This is a genomic window from Corynebacterium amycolatum SK46 (assembly GCF_000173655.1).
Lineage (GTDB): Bacteria > Actinomycetota > Actinomycetes > Mycobacteriales > Mycobacteriaceae > Corynebacterium > Corynebacterium amycolatum_A.
In genome coordinates this window covers 1-16,827 of sequence record NZ_ABZU01000001.1, presented here as the reverse complement: position 1 = coordinate 16,827, position 16,827 = coordinate 1, and the positions used below count along the sequence as shown (strand labels likewise).

At 55.3% G+C, this 16,827-nt stretch carries 18 protein-coding genes; 8 read left to right on the top strand and 10 right to left on the bottom strand.

The window, feature by feature from the left end:
* The first annotated feature begins 34 nt into the window (after positions 1–34).
* Positions 35–331 carry a DUF4193 domain-containing protein gene (locus CORAM0001_RS00090; protein ID WP_005509384.1) on the top strand — a complete coding sequence of 99 codons (297 nt, stop codon included), beginning with the start codon at positions 35–37 and terminating at the stop codon, positions 329–331.
* Between the two features lie 109 nt (positions 332–440).
* Here CORAM0001_RS00090 and CORAM0001_RS00085 read toward each other — a convergent pair whose 3' ends face one another.
* Positions 441–917, bottom strand: a complete 477-nt coding sequence (locus CORAM0001_RS00085; RefSeq protein ID WP_005509521.1) for a DUF3093 domain-containing protein — start codon at positions 915–917, stop codon at positions 441–443.
* Between the two features lie 166 nt (positions 918–1,083).
* On the opposite strand from CORAM0001_RS00085, the gene dut reads away from it, so the two are divergent.
* The 3 genes from dut (at position 1,084) to CORAM0001_RS00070 (ending at position 3,834) form a co-directional block, all read left to right on the top strand.
* Positions 1,084–1,536: a dUTP diphosphatase gene (gene dut, locus CORAM0001_RS00080; RefSeq protein WP_005509732.1), complete on the top strand. Its 453-nt coding sequence runs from the start codon at positions 1,084–1,086 to the stop codon at positions 1,534–1,536.
* 118 nt (positions 1,537–1,654) lie between these two features.
* Positions 1,655–2,434 carry a DUF3710 domain-containing protein gene (locus CORAM0001_RS00075; RefSeq protein ID WP_005509327.1) on the top strand — a complete coding sequence of 260 codons (780 nt, stop codon included), beginning with the start codon at positions 1,655–1,657 and terminating at the stop codon, positions 2,432–2,434.
* 134 nt (positions 2,435–2,568) lie between these two features.
* Positions 2,569–3,834: a class I SAM-dependent RNA methyltransferase gene (locus CORAM0001_RS00070; RefSeq protein ID WP_005509343.1), complete on the top strand. Its 1,266-nt coding sequence runs from the start codon at positions 2,569–2,571 to the stop codon at positions 3,832–3,834.
* On the opposite strand, the gene CORAM0001_RS00065 is transcribed toward CORAM0001_RS00070, so the two are convergent.
* Together CORAM0001_RS00065 and CORAM0001_RS00060 are read right to left on the bottom strand one after the other, a co-directional pair.
* Positions 3,835–5,136, bottom strand: a complete 1,302-nt coding sequence (locus CORAM0001_RS00065; protein WP_005509416.1) for an HRDC domain-containing protein — start codon at positions 5,134–5,136, stop codon at positions 3,835–3,837.
* Positions 5,137–5,176: 40 nt separating this feature from the next.
* The gene (locus CORAM0001_RS00060; protein ID WP_040360650.1) at positions 5,177–5,767 is read right to left on the bottom strand and encodes a DUF3000 domain-containing protein; all 591 of its coding nucleotides are present in this window, start codon (positions 5,765–5,767) and stop codon (positions 5,177–5,179) included.
* Positions 5,768–5,902: 135 nt separating this feature from the next.
* On the opposite strand from CORAM0001_RS00060, the gene hemE reads away from it, so the two are divergent.
* The 3 genes from hemE to hemQ all read left to right on the top strand — a co-directional run bounded on the left by hemE (position 5,903) and on the right by hemQ (position 9,379).
* Positions 5,903–7,012, top strand: coding sequence for a uroporphyrinogen decarboxylase (gene hemE, locus CORAM0001_RS00055; RefSeq protein WP_005509725.1), 1,110 nt, complete (start codon positions 5,903–5,905; stop codon positions 7,010–7,012).
* 105 nt (positions 7,013–7,117) lie between these two features.
* Positions 7,118–8,596 carry a protoporphyrinogen oxidase gene (hemG, locus tag CORAM0001_RS00050; protein WP_005509353.1) on the top strand — a complete coding sequence of 493 codons (1,479 nt, stop codon included), beginning with the start codon at positions 7,118–7,120 and terminating at the stop codon, positions 8,594–8,596.
* Positions 8,597–8,680: 84 nt separating this feature from the next.
* Positions 8,681–9,379 (top strand): hydrogen peroxide-dependent heme synthase, encoded by a 699-nt coding sequence (hemQ, locus tag CORAM0001_RS00045; protein ID WP_005509333.1) that lies wholly within the window; start codon positions 8,681–8,683, stop codon positions 9,377–9,379.
* A gap of 91 nt (positions 9,380–9,470) precedes the next feature.
* On the opposite strand, the gene msrB is transcribed toward hemQ, so the two are convergent.
* Genes msrB through CORAM0001_RS00030 form a run of 3 tightly spaced genes read right to left on the bottom strand, consistent with a single transcriptional unit; the run spans position 9,471 to position 12,101 of the window.
* Complete coding sequence (gene msrB / locus CORAM0001_RS00040) at positions 9,471–9,896, bottom strand: peptide-methionine (R)-S-oxide reductase MsrB (protein ID WP_005509421.1); 426 nt, start codon at positions 9,894–9,896, stop codon at positions 9,471–9,473.
* Entirely contained in the window at positions 9,889–11,277 is a 1,389-nt protein-coding gene (locus CORAM0001_RS00035; protein WP_244261949.1) for a glycosyltransferase family 87 protein, read from the bottom strand. The genes msrB and CORAM0001_RS00035 overlap by 8 nt, the downstream gene beginning before the upstream one ends.
* 11 nt (positions 11,278–11,288) lie before the next feature.
* Entirely contained in the window at positions 11,289–12,101 is an 813-nt protein-coding gene (locus CORAM0001_RS00030) for a dihydrofolate reductase family protein (RefSeq protein ID WP_050773557.1), read from the bottom strand.
* A gap of 103 nt (positions 12,102–12,204) precedes the next feature.
* On the opposite strand from CORAM0001_RS00030, the gene CORAM0001_RS00025 reads away from it, so the two are divergent.
* Positions 12,205–12,702 carry a ferritin gene (locus CORAM0001_RS00025; RefSeq protein WP_005509579.1) on the top strand — a complete coding sequence of 166 codons (498 nt, stop codon included), beginning with the start codon at positions 12,205–12,207 and terminating at the stop codon, positions 12,700–12,702.
* A 67-nt stretch (positions 12,703–12,769) separates the two neighbouring features.
* Here CORAM0001_RS00025 and CORAM0001_RS00020 read toward each other — a convergent pair whose 3' ends face one another.
* The 4 genes from CORAM0001_RS00020 to CORAM0001_RS00005 form a co-directional block, all read right to left on the bottom strand.
* Entirely contained in the window at positions 12,770–14,668 is a 1,899-nt protein-coding gene (locus tag CORAM0001_RS00020) for a radical SAM/SPASM domain-containing protein (protein ID WP_005509506.1), read from the bottom strand.
* A complete protein-coding gene (locus tag CORAM0001_RS00015; RefSeq protein WP_005509593.1) occupies positions 14,661–14,957 on the bottom strand; it encodes a hypothetical protein in 297 nt (98 codons plus the stop codon). Before CORAM0001_RS00015 ends, CORAM0001_RS00020 begins: the two co-directional genes overlap by 8 nt.
* The gene (locus CORAM0001_RS00010) at positions 14,954–15,643 is read right to left on the bottom strand and encodes a hypothetical protein (protein WP_040360643.1); all 690 of its coding nucleotides are present in this window, start codon (positions 15,641–15,643) and stop codon (positions 14,954–14,956) included. The genes CORAM0001_RS00015 and CORAM0001_RS00010 overlap by 4 nt, the downstream gene beginning before the upstream one ends.
* 78 nt (positions 15,644–15,721) lie before the next feature.
* Positions 15,722–16,678 (bottom strand): DUF1963 domain-containing protein, encoded by a 957-nt coding sequence (locus CORAM0001_RS00005; RefSeq protein ID WP_040360640.1) that lies wholly within the window; start codon positions 16,676–16,678, stop codon positions 15,722–15,724.
* Positions 16,679–16,827: the final 149 nt, after the last annotated feature.

Here is a 16,827-nt window from a genome sequence, read left to right as displayed (position 1 = left end):
TGTCTAGCAAAGGTCCAGAAAGAAGGTTTGGGACATGGCTGTAAACTACGATGCCCCGCGTACTCGTGAAACCGAAGAGCTGGAGACCGATTCCCTCGAGGGCCTTCAGGCTGCATCTGCTGAGAAGGAAATCGACGACACTGACGACGGCGAAATTGTCGAGCCGTTCGAGTTGCCGGTCGCCGACATCGCGGGTGAAGAATTCGATATAGATGTTGCCCCGAAGGGAGAAGATGAATTCACCTGTGGCTCCTGCTTCATGGTGATGCACCGCTCGATGATCGCAATCGATAACGGCGATGGTTTCCCCATCTGCCAGGACTGTGCCTAATCCCCGCACAACCGGGATAACTTCCTAGGAAAAGGAAAACCGCCACTACTACGGTTATGGCGGCGCTGGGGCCGTCGGCAAGCGTGTAGCGGCGGTGAGAGATTGTGACCTAGCGGTCGAAGAGACTATCAAGCAGTGCCTCGGGGTGGCGGGTGGAGACCAGCCAATAGGGGGTGGGGTCGTCCGGATCGTCGAGGACTAGCAGCACCATCGTGGGAATCCACGTGTGCGTAACCAGGAATGCTGCTGGATCGAGCTGACGGCCCAACGCATTGCGCTGCGCAGACTTCGGGACCACCAGGGATTTGGCAACAACCGATGCTGGCAAAACTGCCGTGCCAGCGTGAAGCCAGCGTTCACCAGTGCTGTCCACTTCCACGGACACCGTGGTCTTCGACATAGTCAACAGCACCCACACGCCCACGGCCAGACAAATAATGCCGCCGATGACAAACCAAATCGGTGAACGGTTAAAGCCAATCTGGGCCGTGCATACAAAAACAGCAGCAGCGCCGAGTACCCAGAACCACCAGGGAACCCAGAGCTTTTCGGAATAGACAATCGATGAATCTCCGCTCGAGCTCATTGCTATTGCCGCACCTTCAGAGACGGATGCTGAGCTGTCGTCGCGACGAGGCTGCAGGTTATCTTTTCCACTCACGGTTATCCATTCTAGGGCACGGCTATGCTCGGTACTGACAAGGCCGAAGTGCGGTTCTTAAAAGACGCGACAGCGAAGGATATACAAAGAGATGACTTATGCCCCGGTGCGAGTGAAGAAACTCGCTAAAGACGCAGTGATTCCCCAGCGTGCGCATGCCGATGATGCCGGTGTGGATTTGAGCTCAGTGGAGGATGTCGTCCTAGCACCAGGGCAGCGGGCGCTCGTGGGAACCGGTATTGCCATTGCTTTGCCGGCGGGCACAGTGGGATTGGTTCATCCTCGCTCCGGATTGGCTTTCAAAAAGGGGCTATCTATCGTCAACGCTCCCGGCACTATTGATGCCGGTTACCGTGGTGAGCTTAAAGTCTGCCTGATCAACTTGGACCCGACCAATGCGGTGGAGATCGCCAAAGGCGATCGAATCGCACAGTTGGTTGTGCAGAAGGTCGAGCTCAGCCCGATGGTGGAAGTCGATGAACTCGATGAAACTGAACGCGGTGCGGGCGGTCACGGCTCAACCGGAGTGTCCACGACGCTTTAAAACGTCTCTGACAGCGCGGGGACCCCACCAAGTGTGGTTCAATGCGTGAAGAGCTCAATTAAGCGTTTGCAAAGGCGTATACAAAGATTTCTTTTTAGCGAGGTGTCAATAAACCACCATGTGGCCATTTGGAAAGAAGAACCAGCCAGAAGAACCAGCTGCTGAGGCAGAGGCCGTTACCACCGACTCTGCGGCGCCAGCTTCTGAGGAAGCTACCGCAACCGTGCATGACGACGCGTCGGAAGCCGCCGCGGAGAATGCACCAGCAAACGGCCCCTTCGACATCAACAGCGCCAGCCCGACGCAATTTGATTTTTCGGACTTCGCGAAGGCCAGTCTGAACCTCGGTTCGATGCTGCTGCCTATCCCTCACGTTGGTGATATTCAGGTGGAGATGGGGCCGACAGGTCCGACCATGCTGCACGTCGCCACTGAGCATGGCCGCGTAACTCCTGTAGCATTCGCTGCTCCGACGTCGGGTGGCCTCTGGGAGGAGTCCGCTCAGGAAATCAAGGACGGCCTTGAGTCCGATGGCCTCGATGTCCACGTCGAGCAGGGGCCGTGGGGTTCTGAGGTCGTAGGTCGCACCTCCGATATGGAAATGCGAATCATCGGCGCCGACGGCCCGCGTTGGATGCTTCGCATGACGGCCTCCGGTCCGGCTGATCGGGCGGAGGAACTTGCGGACCTCGCCCGCGGTCTCCTTGCCCGTAGCTTCGTTTCTCGCGGTGAGAACCCGATGCCAGCAGGCCAGCCGCTTCCGGTTACGCTGCCGTCCCAGATGGCCGAGCAGATTCGTCAGGCATACCAGCAGCAGACCCAGGCTGCTCAAGCTGAAGATGAACCCGGGCAGGTGCCAGGCGCTACAGGTATCAACCCGGATGGCTCCACCAATTAGTTTGGTCAACCCGCCAACATAGAGAATCTAGCTGCTTGACCAGGTAGAAGAGAATCTACCGGCGCCACTGTGCACTGTCCGCCGCCGTCACCCGACGGCGGCTTTTCTCTTGTCAACGGGTAGTATCACACTGCGTGAACATCGAAGTGACTATTGACCGTCCCGCTGCCGGCGGAGAATTCATTGCCAGCTATGACGGACGTATCGGTTTCGTCACCGGCGGTATCCCCGGCGAACGCGTTGTTGTCGAAATTGCCAAACCTGATGCCAAGCTGTGGCGCGGCAATGTCGTTGAGGTTCTGGATGCCTCAGAGCATCGAATTCCGCAGAGTTGCGAAGCAGCTCGGCAGGGCGCGGGTTGTTGCGACTGGGGTTTTATCGATCCTGAGTACGCGGCGCGCCTCAAGGCTGATGTCTTGACCGATTGCCTGCGCCGTCTGGGACGTTTCACCGCCGACGAGCTGCCAGCTATCGATGTCCTTCCACTGGCTCCCACCTCCCGTTGGCGCTCGCGCGTGCGGCTGGGCGTGGATTCCCAGGGACGAGCGGGGTTACGTCGTTCCCGTTCCCACGAGCTTGTCATCGTCTCCGAGTGTGTCCAAACAGTTCCCAATCTCATCGCTGGCTTTTCGACGGCCGGAACCATCCCCGTCGCTAAACCAGCTCGCGGTCGAGGGAGCAAGAAGTCGCAGACAGGAGAACTCCATGTGGCCATGGATACGGAGGGTAACCGAAGTGCTGTGTACGTTTTCGGCAGCGGGAGGAACCGCAAGCAAACGTTGATTGAAGGCGAGCCAACCACACAGCACACTGTTCACGGAATTACTTTCGATGTGCCGACTACCGGTTTTTGGCAAGCCCATTGCCATGCCCCTGAGTTCTATGGATCGCGCATCATTGACCTATTGGCCGGTCAGTCTTTCTCCTGCGGTTGGGATCTTTACGGTGGCGCAGGCGTTCTGTCGGCGGCCCTGCGCAAGTTAGTTGACGAAGAGGGCTCAATACTCTCTGTAGAGGGTTTTGCAGCGGCAGCGACGGCAGGGCGCAAGGCCTTCACTGCAGCTGACCACAGTGGGAATGCGACGCCTGCGGCACCAGTCCGGTTCGTTACTGGGGATGTCACCAAGGTAGTGCGCCGCGAAGTTGCTAATGAGGAAACACCAAATCCGGATATCGTCGTTCTCGACCCTCCGCGCTCCGGTGCTGGTAAGGATGCTATCGCCGCTATTGCTGAGGCCAAGCCACGCGTGGTCGTACATTTCGGTTGCGATCCGGCGACTTTTGCCCGCGATGCCCGGTACTGGACTGACTACGGCTACGTGTTGAAACACCTCGAGGTCGTGGACGCATTTGGTCTAACGCATCACTTTGAAACCATCGCGGTGCTGGAGCAGCTGTAGCTAGAGAGGGTGCCGCATGGGCGCAAGGACGTAGGTACCGATCACGTCGGCAAGCAAATGTGCCTGCCATGGGCGGAAACCCTGTTCGCTGAGGTGAGCGGTGATTTCTGTAACGGCTGGCAGGCCGCCAGCGTAGTTGTCGTGGTGGCGGAAAACGAATGAGCCGACTGCGCGGCTGTGAATCCACCAAACCAGTTCACGTGTCTGCGCGGAAGTGATGAGTGTGTCCTTGCGCAGGTGTATTTGGGCACAGACGTTGTCGATGCAGTCTCGCGTGGTTTCGAAAATCTCGGCGGCTTGTGGGGCATGCTCAGCCCAACGTCGAAAGTGGGGCATCTCGTTGCGAGACGGCTTCTGGGGCTTCGGCCATGACGACCTGGGTTCCTGACGGGCTTCATTAACGACCTTCAACCAAGCGTCCGCAGCACCGCGACGGCGACGTGGAAATCCACGGATTGCAGTCAGCTCACGCTGCGTACCGGGAAGTTGTTCTGCGATTGTACGTAGAACGCTGTGACCCATGACGTGTGTTGGGGAGACATCGCGTTGCTGCGCGATTTCGTCACGCTCAGTCCACAGTGCACGGGCGACGTGAAGCTGTTCGGGAGTGCGCAGCTTCCCAATGCCTTTGAGTCCTTGCCACGAGTGCCCGACGTGTAGACCATCGAGGTATTTACGGTTGATAGCGAGTTCGCGTTCGCATTCCTGCTCTAGCCATTCCAAACGGTCGAGCTCAGTCAGTGCCTGACAAAGAACCTCGGCGAGTTCGATGAGCAGCTCGACATCCAGGGCTGCGTAGTCCAGCCAATCCGCCGGCAGTGGACGAGTAGACCAATCCTCTCGACCGTGCCCCTTGGCAAGTCCAACTCCGAGGAGTCTTTCTGTCAGAGCTGCTAAATTGACTCGCTCCAGTCCGAGAAGGCGGCCGGCCAGCTCAGTGTCAATGACTTTGGTGGGGTAGAGGCCCAGAGCTGCGAGGCAGGGAAGGTCAGAATGAGCTGCGTGAATGATCCAGGTCAGGTTGTTGACTGAGGAACCGAAAACGGCCATCGCCTTGCGCCCGTCTTCGGGATCGATGAGAAAGGTACCCGCTCCACGGCGGCGAAATTGAAGCAGGAAGGCGCGGTCGTCGTAGCGATACGCCGAAGCTCGTTCAGTATCGACTGCGAGCCAACCGTGTCCTTTGGCCAGCTGTTCACCGGCGTCAATAATGTCGTCGATGTCGGAAAGCACGCGTGGAGTTCCCTCGGCTGGGGCAAGTCTTACTTCTACGTCGGGACCAGTTTCCACGTCGGAGCTCATCGCACGCCTCTTCGGTCGTCGGTATCAGCAGTTGCCGGTATCAGCTCAGTAGGGATACGCCGACGGGCGGCAGACCAGCGACGTTCGCTAGTACCTGAGCGAAGGATTCAACGTGAGCGCGCAGGTCGGTGCCACGAGCAGTCCACGATGCGCGCATTTCTAATTGAAAGGCCTGCGGCTTGCCGCCAATCTCGCCGTAGCGGACAGAGTTCGTAGTTGTCACCGTGCCACCCAAGTTCGACAGTTCGGCGTTGTTCTCAGCCAGAGCCTCGGTGAGCCATTGCCAGGCAACCTGGGGAAGCAGCGGATCTTCCGCGAGGGAGGCATCCATATCTGCCTGGATGTATGCAACCAAGCGCATGTCGCCGTCCCAGGTTTCCTCGCTGCGGGGGTCATGGAGCAAAATTAAACGACCAAAGGCATCATCGTCCGAGGACTCGGGGACAATATCAGCTTCGGGCTGCGTGACCTCAAGCGAGACAGCGTGGCTAAACGGTGCCAGCTTCTGCGGTGGCCGAACGGTGCCCAGAGCAATCTCAGGTCGCAGTTCAGCAGAGTGCATTGACTCGACCGCGGCGCGGAAGTTCTGTGGCGTTGAATCGGTTCCATTCACGCGCCTGAACTTAGCCATATGACGCTTGCGTTAGTGGGAGGCGCGCCGAAAAAGAGCGGAAAGCGACCAAGCGGTTCGTCGAAAACGCACAGCAGGACGAGCGATTTCCCTGTTCTTAGTACCCCACACATTAATTTCTAAGGAAAGTGGGGCATGATTGTCCGTATGAACAATCGTCGCACTTTGACTGATGCCCCGATTCTTGATGCAGCTTACGGTCGAACTCCTTCGCGCCGCCCGGTGTGGTTTATGCGGCAAGCCGGTCGTTCACTGCCTGAGTACCGTGAGGTGCGCAAGGACATCGGTATGTTGGACTCCTGCTTCCGTCCGGAACTGCTCGCTGAGATTACTATGCAGCCGGTACGTAGGCACGACGTTGATGCTGCGATTCTTTTTTCCGATATCGTCGTGCCGCTGAAGGCCGCGGGTGTCAACCTGGATGTTGTTCCTGGTCGCGGTCCAGTAATGGATACTCCGGTGCGCTCGGAAGCAGACATCAAGGCGCTACCGGAAGTCACGGAAGAGCAACTCGCTCCGGTGGCCGAGGGTATCGGCCTCATTCTGCAAGAGCTGACTGATACTCAGGCACTCATTGGTTTCGCCGGTGCACCATTCACCTTGGCGTCGTACCTGATTGAAGGTGGTCCATCCCGCCATCACGAGCGCACCAAGGCGCTTATGCACTCGGACCCTGAATTGTGGGATCACCTGATGCAGAAGATCACTCCGATGGTGATTGCTTTCCTGCGCGCGCAAATTGGTGCTGGAGTGGACGCTATTCAGCTCTTCGACTCCTGGGCTGGCTATCTCACCGAGCGTGATTACCGCCGCTTTGTGTTGCCGTACTCGAAGGAAATCTTCCAGGCCGTCGCCGACGCCGGCATTCCGCGCATCCACTTCGGTGTGGGGACCGGCGAGCTTCTCGGTGCTATGGCTGAAACCGGCCCAGAAGTCATGGGCGTCGACTGGCGCGTGCCACTGGACGTTGCTGCCAACCGCATTCGTGCCACGCTTTCCGACGTTCACCGAGGCGCAGACCCGGCGCAAAACAGCCTTGCATTGCAGGGCAACCTGGACCCGGCGATTCTCTTTGCCGGTGAAGCTGCAATGACCCAAGAGATTCAGCGCATCTGCTCTGAGGCTGACCGCGCAATAAAGCGTGGTGACGCCCGTGGACATATCTTCAACTTGGGCCACGGGGTACTACCGAATACCGACGCCGACGCGATTACGCGCGCCGTTGAAATCATTCACGCAACGTAAAAGCCGACACAACAGGCGTGTAAAACACGCACTAGCTAATTTCCTACAAGTCTTATCGACCGTGCCCGCTCGATGTGCGGGCACAGAGAAAGCGTACGAAATACCGTGGTTGCACAACCTTCTACCATTGCCGTCGTAGGTGGCGGTATCTCCGGCCTGACCGCAGCGTATGAGTTGCGTAAAAAGCTCGGACCCGCCGCCAGAATAATTGTCATCGAGTCCAGTGAACGGGTCGGTGGCAAGCTGAAGACTCGACCAGGCGCTAACGGCCCTCTTGAAGCGGGCGCTGAGGCGTACCTGGCATTCCGTCACGATGCCACCGAGTTTTTCAAGGAACTCGGTTTGGCGGATCAGCTAGTCGCCCCTTCGGGGCTACCTTCCAAGCTCTACATTGGCGGTGAACTCAAGGACCTTCCGCGTAACACGGTCACCGGTATTCCAGGAAGCTCGGAGGGGTTGGACTACCTCCTCAGCGAGGCAACCCTCGCCAAGATTGATGCCGAGTCGAATTCCGAGCTCACTCCAGCCTTGCACTGGGTACTGGGAGACGACATGAATGTCGGACAGTTGGTCGCGGCGCGGCTCGGTGAGGAAGTCGTCGATCGCATCGTCTCCCCGCTGCTCGGGGGCGTCTACTCAACCACCGCATACGACCTGGGGCTGCGTGCGACCATCCCACAGCTGGCGGCAGCGCTTGATGAAATGGCTAGTGTCGGTGATCATGTCAGCCTCACCGGTGCTGTCCAGCGCGTTCTGGAAGCACGTAAGCAGGCGCAGCAGGCGCGTCTGAGCAGTGAGGCTGCGACAGATTCGACGAAGACGAAGCGACCGGTGGTCTTCCAGACGTTCCGCGATGGCTTCGAGGTTCTCTACAACACGCTTGTCGACGAATCGGGAGCCGAACTCCTCTTGTCGACGAAGGCTACTGGTCTGCGGCAGCATGACAATGGCTTTGAGGTGACAGTAGAACTGCCGTCGGAAAGCGGCACGAGCGTTAGCACTATCGATGTCGACGGTGTTGTGCTGGCGGCACCTTCTGCAACCACATCGGAGCTGTTGAGCAGCCTTGTTCCAGAGGCGGCCGAGCTCATTGGTGGGGTAGACACGTCGAACTCGGCGGTGGTCGGTATGTGTTTCGACTCGTCAGAAGGGCTGCCGGAGATCAACGGCGTGTTGTGCGAGATTGGTGCGGATCTGTCCGCGAAGGCTTTCACAGTGTCGTCCCGGAAGTGGCCACATATTGGTGAGCGCTACGGTGCCGTTGTGAGGGCAAGTTTCGGCCGTTTTGATGATGACTCGCACGTGCATCGCAGCGACGAGGACCTTATCGCCAGGGCAAAGGCGGATTTGGCTAAGGCGACTGGCTTTGATGCTGAACCGACAGCGGTTTTCGTCCAGCGTTGGTGGGCGGGGATTCCGCGCTTCGATATGGGGCATGGTGGCCTCATGGATTTTGCTCGTCAGGAGTTGGACGAGGTGCCTAAGCTTGCAGCAACAGGGGCGTGGCTCAGTGGCCCGGGCATTCCGGAGTGTATTTCCAACGCCAAAGCTGCGGCTAGCAAGATCGCTGCGGAGCTGGCATAAAGCTGCGAGGTTAGTGCTAAGTACGAAACTGGCGCTGAACCGTCGATTTTAAACAAACTTTTCAACCGAACTAGGAGACAACTAATGGCCAAGCTCGATTTCAAGAAGCTCAACGACACCATCCGCTACACCATGTGGTCTGCCTTCAAGGTGACCCCTGGTGCACTCGGTGATAACCGCGAAGAGGCAGTGGCTAAGACCAAGGAATTCCTAGCTCGTTACGAAGACACTGATTTGATCATCCGTGGTTTCTACGACGTTTCGGCCATGCGTGCTGAAGCTGACTTCATGTTCTGGATCCACGCAGAGAAGATGGAAGACCTGCAGGCGTTCTACAACGCCTTCCTACGCGAGACTCCGCTGGGCCAGGCATCCACTCCGCATTGGTCGAACGCTGCGCTGCACCGTCCAGCTGAGTTCAACAAGTCGCACCTGCCGTCGTTCATCATGGGTGAAGAGCCGGGACGATGGATTGCGGTTTACCCGTTCGTCCGTTCCTACGACTGGTACCTGCTGGAGCCGACCGAGCGTCGCCGCATCCTTGCTGAACACGGTATGGCCGGTCGTGACTACCCGGATGTGCGCGCCAATACTGTCCCGGCGTTCGCACTCGGCGACTACGAGTGGATCCTTGCATTCGAGGGGCCGGAGCTCGACCGCATTGTGGACTTGATGTGGAAGATGCGTTACACCGAGGCTCGTCTGCACGTCCGCGAAGAGATTCCGTTCCACACGGGCCGTCGCGTCGATGACATCGCGGAGATTATCAACGTTCTGCCGTAGCCTGCGCGCTATACGAGAGAATCAGCAGCGCCGCTGGTCAAAGCCCGTTAACTGACGGGATTTTGACCAGCGGCGCTGCTTCTTTATCTAGTTATTCAGCCGTCTTGTCCGGTTCCAGAGTGAGTGAAATTGAATTGATGCAGTAACGCAGGTCCGTCGGAGTATTGTAACCCTCCCCCTCAAAGACGTGGCCGAGGTGAGACTTGCAACGACTGCACAGCACTTCGGTGCGGACCATACCGAGGCTCGTGTCTCGGCGCTCAATAATCCGGTCTCCAGCTAGTGGAGAAAAGAAGGATGGCCAACCGCAGTGAGAGTCGAACTTCTCGTTCGACCGAAACAGCTCGTAACCACAAGCCCGGCAGCGGTAGACACCTTGAGTTTTAGTATCGGTGTACTCACCGGTGAAGGCGCGTTCAGTACCTGCCTGACGCAAAACTTGGTACTCCGTGGCACTGAGGCGTTGGCGCCATTCTTCTTCGCTGAGATTCCAGTCTTCGCTATGCGAATCAACCATTCTGAATAGTCTCCTCAGACTTGAGATCAGATTCCTGATTAGACTTCCTGCCTGCGAACTTCCAGTCGCTCAACCAGCTGAAGCCGGATGCAAAGCTACGCCCATTGACGGCATCCACAATCGTCATTCGAATGAGTGCTGCCGTGATGGAGAGGATAAGAACGGCCCATCCAATACCGCCGATTGCGACCATGAACCACGGGAAAAACAGGTCATCCTCATCAATCCACCAATTGGCGTAGAAGAAACAGAGTACGACTCCGAGTCCTGCGCCCCAATTCAACATGACAGTCGAACCAATATTTCCTTCATTGTCGCGATCCAAAACCAATGGGCGAAGCACGGTGAGAACCATTGGCAAGAGCGTCATAGAGTAGTACTGCTGTCCCAGGCTGGAAAGGAAGAACGCGCCGGTGAAGAGAACTCCGGAAGTCGTAGCAATCCAGAATTTCTCATCCCTTTCGAGCCAGCGAAGAAGGAGCACGACAGATACCAAGACGAAAATGCCGAAAAAGATTTGCCACAGCAAAATCAGTGTCGGGTGGGCACCCAGCCAAACAAGCTGCCCAGTCAGCGAAGCATTTGCAAAGTCACGGACAACTCCCAGGTAGGGGACAGTGATATCTAGGTAGTCACGTGGTTGGACCATGAGCGGCCACGCAATGACATTGGCTGCAATTACCACCCCGATACTGGTCAGTACCGTAGAGAACTGCCTGCGCATGAACGGTAGGAACAGCATTGGCAAGAATACGGGCTTGATAGTGATTGCGATACCGATAATCAGGCCGGCCAGGATATTGCGTCGCTCGGTCAACGCAATAAAAAATAGCACTAATGCAAGGAACAGTGAACCGTTGACGTTCGTAAAGTCAAGGGTGTTGGTAACGGGTTCCGTAAGGTAGAGCAGTGCTATCGACGCTGGAATGATGGGGCCAGAGCGCGCAATACCAAGCCACCTGAGTAGCAACACAATTGCCGCAATGATTGCAGCTGACTGAAATACCGCAAACCAGATTCGGCCCGATTCGAGCGAGCCGAACAAATCAATCGGGGCTAAAAGTAGGGTAGCGCCTGGGGAATACAGATAGTGCGGATCGGCTGTTACGTAGTCTTCCGAATAAACGGGTACCTGCGATACGAATCGATTAATTGCCGACCAGACCGTCGTAAAGTCATCTGTGCCAGACACGTCTTTCGGCAAAACCCAGGTGCGGTGAAAAATCACCACAGCTGCGATAGGCCACAAGAAAGCGCTGAGTCCTCGTGATACCTGCCGAGTCAGAGGGCGTCGAGCCACCGAAGGTGTTTCTGGCGTGTCCTTGGACGTTTGCGTTAATGCCGTTGCGCTTGCGCTCACGTCGATTTTTGGTTTACTCACAATACTCCACCCTACTGGGTGAAGCTGCGGGAATAGCGTAGGAAGATGTGTGAGTCGGAACGTAGGATATCCCGCACTTCAAAAGCCTGCGGGTTCGTCGAGTTCCAGTCCTCATCAGGGGCGGTCTCGCCGAAAGTCAGGGGACCGTTACCCACCCACATCGGCGACAACGTCAGGAACAGTTCGTCGACGCACCCGTTTTCGAATGCTTCTCGATACATCGTCGGCCCACCCTCTACGACAATGTCTCGATACCCATGTTCAGCCAGCCACGCTAACGCCGCTTTTACCGAGGGATCAGGGAGCTTAACGACGCGAGCCCCGGCCGATTCCATCTTTCTAGCTTTGTCCTTGTGAGCGGTCTTTGCCTCTTCATCATTAAAAGCATCTTCAGTCTGGGTGAAGATTATCGGAGGATTGACTTCTGCATTCGCGAAAAAGTCGGATTTTATATCTAAATCCAACGAGCGCGAGAGTGTGGACATCGCCACGTGCTTGGAGCGACCTAGCTTCTGTCGAACGGTCTCTAGGTACTCCGGTATCTCAACTGGCCCGTAACCCTCAGCCGCGATGGTGCCTGTACCAACGAAAACGACGTCGGCAAGCGCGCGAAGCGTGTTGAAAACCGTGGCATCGGTGTCATTCCCAAGCTGGCCTGAGGTGCCTTCGACGGCGCCGCGTCCGTCCAAGCTGGTGACGGCGATGGCAGTGACGGTGGAGGTGGCGAGGGGTACCGCTGCTGAATCATGTGCCGTTTGCGCAGGTCGAGAAAGAAACTGCAAAACTTCATCGGTTGATGGGCTTCTGGAGGTGAGTGTAGCCATACCGCCGAGGTTAAGCCGACGATTGCAAAATAGGCAAGGCCTGGCTTATAAGGGAAGTATTATAATCGTTGTCATTTATGGGGGTTGGGCTTATAGTAGGGGCATGCGACTAACAGATACTCTTGAGAAGGCATTCAACGACCAGATCACTATGGAGCTCACCGCTTCCCACGTCTACCGCCAGCTGGCAATCGAGCTGGATCTGCTGGATCTCTCCGGCATGGCAGAGTGGATGCGTGCACAGGCGGATGAGGAAGTTGATCACGCGAACCAGTTCATCGCACACCTCGATGCTCGCGACAACCACCCGCAGATTGGTGCTGTCGACGCACCGGAGGTGAAGGTCACTTCCGCAATCGATGCATTCCGCATCGCTCTTGAGCATGAAGAAAAGGTTTCGGCATCTATCCGTAACCTCCGCAAGCTTGCTGATAGCGAGGGTGATCTCGACTCCCGCCCGCTGCTGGACAGCTTCGTGGTTGAGCAGATTGAGGAAGAGGACACCGTGCGTGGCATCATCGGCCGCCTGGAGATTGTCGGCGACAACGGTGCTGGCCTGCTACGTATCGACCGGGAGCTTGGCGCTCGCGACGCAGCTTAACGTCAAACTCGATTTGTGAGTTCGAAAAGAGAAGACCGCTCCAGGGAAGTTCCTGGGGCGGTCGTTTCTATGTAGCCTGAATATCAATTGACGGATCTGGCATCCAATCAAACCGAAATTCGTGGAAGGGAAGATTCACCGTTTCCAGGTGGTAGAACGCGTTTTTGGCGTGCTTTGCGTAGTGGTATTCACGAGCTTTGATCGTTGTGATCGATAAGAGATTGCCATAATCGGGAAGGAACGTGTGTGCGTACTGCTTGAAAAACCCGGTTAAATCCAAAATCCAACCACCTTCCGCGCGAGTCAGTTCTGCGGCATAAAAATCGGTCGTGGCGACGTGCTCCATCTTTGTTCGGGCCTCGTCTCCATAGACAACGAGATTGTCACGCAAGAGTTGTACCCGGACCGCGTTAATTGCGCCGTCGCCTGCATTCAGTGCCCAAAGGTCGTCTGCGACAAACACCTTGATGCTATCGCTAGGCGAAATATTGGCCTGGGTGATGCGACCATAGAGTCGGCTGGAGAACAAGTCACAGGACGCCTCGTTGACATGGAGACGTATCGCACCTTTTCGGAACAACGTTGCCAAATTAGAATCGCGGTTGATAATCGATGTAATCGAGTTCTTCTCTTCGAAGAGCTCGGGATTAAACTCAATTACTCGAGGAACTGACAGGTCATCGTAAATACGCGGCTGGTTTTGTCGAATGAATGAGTCAACAAGGCGGCGCGAAACTTCCGGCTTGGGCGGAAAACGATGTGGTTGGGCGCGATAAAGCGCCTTCTGGATACCGCAGGTATAGGCCTTGTCCTGCTGGGTGTTGTTGCGTTGAATTGGACACCCGGCATGGCAGAGATAGAAATACTCACAGCTAATGCAGTCACTGGATAGAGCAGGATTGGCCCGCTCATAAGCGCGAATGGCATCGCCGCCGCGCGTAATCAACTCAGGCATTCCCAGTTGGAGAATATTGCCAAACTTCAAGTCAGGTTCTGCCTGACCTCTGTGGCACGGGTAAACGTCCCCGTCCTTCTGCACTAGAAAGTTATTGGTGCCGCAATTGATTTGATTAGTGCAGTAACCGTGGGTAAATTCCTTGAACCACTCATAATAAATGGCTTGTTCGAACTTTGTGCCTTCGAAATGGAGCCGCAAAGATTCGAAGAATTCAACCATTTCCTGCTGGTTGAGCTGGGAAGTGTAGTCCGACTTCACGCTATCGTAGGCAAACATGATGTAGAAGTCGGTAACCATGTCAAAACCATGTTCATCGAGCCATTCAATATCATGAATAAACTCGTCGATGCGTTCGAGGTGTTCTTTCCCAACTACGCAGCTTATCTGCTTGCGGAATGGATATTCACCAAGGAGCAAAACATTGTTAATTGTTCGCTTGAGGGTCGATTTCCCCGCCTTGGTTGTACGCAGTTTCTCATGCAGGCTAAATGGCAAATCAAAGCTGCCTGAAATGGAAACTTCGAACTCCTCGTAGAGGGGCCTTAATTTATCGAAGTTGTACAGATTGGTTTTAATGTGGATCGCTGCGCCGTTGCTGCCTAAAGCTTTGAGCTGCAAGCGATACTTAGAGCGATACTCCGTATATGCGTTGAACAGGTCGCGCAATACAGATGCTGGCAAAGTCGAAATTTCTGCACCGTGCAAAAGTAACGAGCTGATGAGGATTCCCTGGTGATCCAGATGGTTCGCAATGCGATTGAATTGTGACACTACATCCGAAGGATTGTCTTTGTTCTCGGTGAGATCGCCCAGGTAGCAGTAACTGCACCCAAGATTGCAATACTGGTTAGGAACAAAGGTCAGCTTAATTGCTTTGTGGTGAAGTCTGAATCCAGCTTTAGTGGTTACAGCTGCTTGAAAAGTGGCGTTGTCCGCAGCAGCGGTCTCATCAAGTGCTGGCACGCCGACGGTAGGAATCGTCGGTAACGGAAGTATTGTCTTAGCCATTATTATTGTTGTTGTTATTGTTATTGTTATTGTTGTTGTTCGAGTCCCCGCCGTATCCGCTGTCGCTGCCGTCACCGAAATTTAGAGCGTCGCACCAACCGTTGGTAAAACTTCCTGTTTCAGAGAATGGACAGTCAAAGTCCGACTGGTCGAAATAGTCCGGAATGCTGCCGTCGCCACCGGTGCTCGCACCTGTACCGGTACGGTTATGGCCGCCAACGTCTGCAGTTCGCCGATATTTTTCCAGCTCATTTAGTTCTTCGTTTTCCCACGACTCATAGTTCGTCATTTTGCATCGGCCTTTTCATTCTTAGGACGCAGGCTAACTACCAGTGCGTTTGGTTGATTTGGAAGGTATCGTGTCGGCAGGATGGTCCCCGGGGTTACCGCTGCCGCCTCGTAATTCATTAACACCATTGTCTTAGTGACAGAGTAGGGCTCACCATGCGCCGGGAAGACAGACAGTCCAAGTTCATATTCATTGAGGCCACGGACTTTTCGTCCGGTGTCTTTGATGTATTTCACCTGTGAGTAAGTCGGACGTCCTCGTAGATCAGCCTCTAACATTTCGCGATCAAGAATTCCATCGCGAATCTTGACTTGGTTCAGGAAATCTTGAGCCCGTTTCTCATGCCTGCCGCGGGCAATCTTGACCTTCTCCGGTCGGTCTGGGCGGTACATCACAGGGACGAGTATGCCTTGCTGCAGGAGGGAGTGCTTATGTTCCGGTAGTTGACGGGTCAAAACCGACTTAAAGTGGCTCCCATCTTGTGCCTCGACTGCCATCTGCATGATGACCGTGTAGTAACCCTTCTTATCGGGCTTGCCGGTGACGCTGAAGGATTCGATCTGTCCAACACCAATATTCGCCTGTGGCCACTCCACAGGTTTATCGGATCCGCGGAATTCAACAAAAAATACTAAAAGGGATACAAATACGATAATAACTGCGAATATAAGAAAGTCGCCTACCACTTTATTTACTCCAGGTAATGGTCGAAACTGTGGTTTGGATTAAAGGCAAACCAAATGGGGCGATTGTGGAAAACAAACCTAGCCACAATCCCAGTAGAAAACAGCACCATCGGTCGTGCCAGTATTTTCGGAGCGGTACACCACGGCCTCGCCGGCGTGCATCTTCTTCAATGCGTCTGGGTGAAGGAATACGTGGGCCACACCTAGATCGCCCCACATGGCCTCGAAGGGGAGCTCTTCTTCTTCGAGATATGTGGAATCGATCTCTAGGAAGTGAACGTACCCATCAGGCTGAAAAGGGTCTTGCGCGAAAGCGGGGAAACCGCCAAGCATAATGTTGCTTTGGTTACTGGCTGCGGCTCGCAACTCAACTAGCTCGTCAAAGTAGTCATCGTTATCAAGAAAGTCATCGTCCTTTTCGGACTCCAACGCCTCGTACACTGCTTGGTCAGTGGGAGGGATCATTGCCACTGCACTAGACAAGGAAATCGGAGAGTTCATAACCGTCCCAATATCCTCGTTGAACGGGGAGCAGTAATCCTCGTGCTCTTCATCGAAGGCTGCTGGCTCCGCGGTATGAGGTCCAGGGAAGCTGTGGTTGCCAAAGCCTTCCGCAGGCTCAGGGATATAGCGAATCTCCATGCCGTCTCCTGGCGAATCTGAAGTAAATCCGCCGCTGAGGGGATCAGCGCCGACAAAGAGTTGAAAAATTCCTGATTCGGGAATCAATCCGTCGAGAGTTGCTTCGCTTGTCGACGCCCCCGCCGCACGCACATGACCGACAATATCCGCAAAATTCAGCTGAATGATGTGGAGCAGTGGCTGACCGCTCTTTGCGATGGGCCATGTCGCACCTTCCGGAAGATACGGCCTGCCACCGAAGTACGAACCATGGTCGGTGGGAGTGCTGTTGGAGTAGGGAAGGGTTACGCCTGGTTGAGCAAGTTGGATGAGGCCATCAGTGTCTTCGGAGATAAACTCTCCGGCCTCGATCAACGAGCGAAGTGCTTGAACCTGTGCTGTGAACTCTGACATGGCAGGTGGTTCTTTCTCTCGGAAAACAAGGTGTTTAATCAGGGATTATCCTTCAAACGAAAGGATGCTGCAATAGCTATCCACTGCAGCATCCTTTTCCTTGATTCGCCAAAAAACTCCCTTGTGGAGGACCACAAGGGAGTTAGCGT

Excerpts from the sequence above, each read along its gene's own strand:
- CORAM0001_RS00090 (WP_005509384.1), top strand. The coding sequence starts at position 35 with ATGGCTGTAAACTACGATGCCCCGCGTACTCGTGAAACCGAAGAGCTG.
- CORAM0001_RS00085 (WP_005509521.1), bottom strand. The coding sequence starts at position 917 with ATGAGCTCGAGCGGAGATTCATCGATTGTCTATTCCGAAAAGCTCTGG.
- dut (WP_005509732.1), top strand. The coding sequence starts at position 1,084 with ATGACTTATGCCCCGGTGCGAGTGAAGAAACTCGCTAAAGACGCAGTG.
- CORAM0001_RS00075 (WP_005509327.1), top strand. The coding sequence starts at position 1,655 with ATGTGGCCATTTGGAAAGAAGAACCAGCCAGAAGAACCAGCTGCTGAG.
- CORAM0001_RS00065 (WP_005509416.1), bottom strand. The coding sequence starts at position 5,136 with ATGAGCTCCGACGTGGAAACTGGTCCCGACGTAGAAGTAAGACTTGCC.
- CORAM0001_RS00060 (WP_040360650.1), bottom strand. The coding sequence starts at position 5,767 with ATGGCTAAGTTCAGGCGCGTGAATGGAACCGATTCAACGCCACAGAAC.
- hemE (WP_005509725.1), top strand. The coding sequence starts at position 5,903 with ATGATTGTCCGTATGAACAATCGTCGCACTTTGACTGATGCCCCGATT.
- hemQ (WP_005509333.1), top strand. The coding sequence starts at position 8,681 with ATGGCCAAGCTCGATTTCAAGAAGCTCAACGACACCATCCGCTACACC.
- msrB (WP_005509421.1), bottom strand. The coding sequence starts at position 9,896 with ATGGTTGATTCGCATAGCGAAGACTGGAATCTCAGCGAAGAAGAATGG.
- CORAM0001_RS00030 (WP_050773557.1), bottom strand. The coding sequence starts at position 12,101 with ATGGCTACACTCACCTCCAGAAGCCCATCAACCGATGAAGTTTTGCAG.
- CORAM0001_RS00025 (WP_005509579.1), top strand. The coding sequence starts at position 12,205 with ATGCGACTAACAGATACTCTTGAGAAGGCATTCAACGACCAGATCACT.
- CORAM0001_RS00020 (WP_005509506.1), bottom strand. The coding sequence starts at position 14,668 with ATGGCTAAGACAATACTTCCGTTACCGACGATTCCTACCGTCGGCGTG.
- CORAM0001_RS00015 (WP_005509593.1), bottom strand. The coding sequence starts at position 14,957 with ATGACGAACTATGAGTCGTGGGAAAACGAAGAACTAAATGAGCTGGAA.
- CORAM0001_RS00005 (WP_040360640.1), bottom strand. The coding sequence starts at position 16,678 with ATGTCAGAGTTCACAGCACAGGTTCAAGCACTTCGCTCGTTGATCGAG.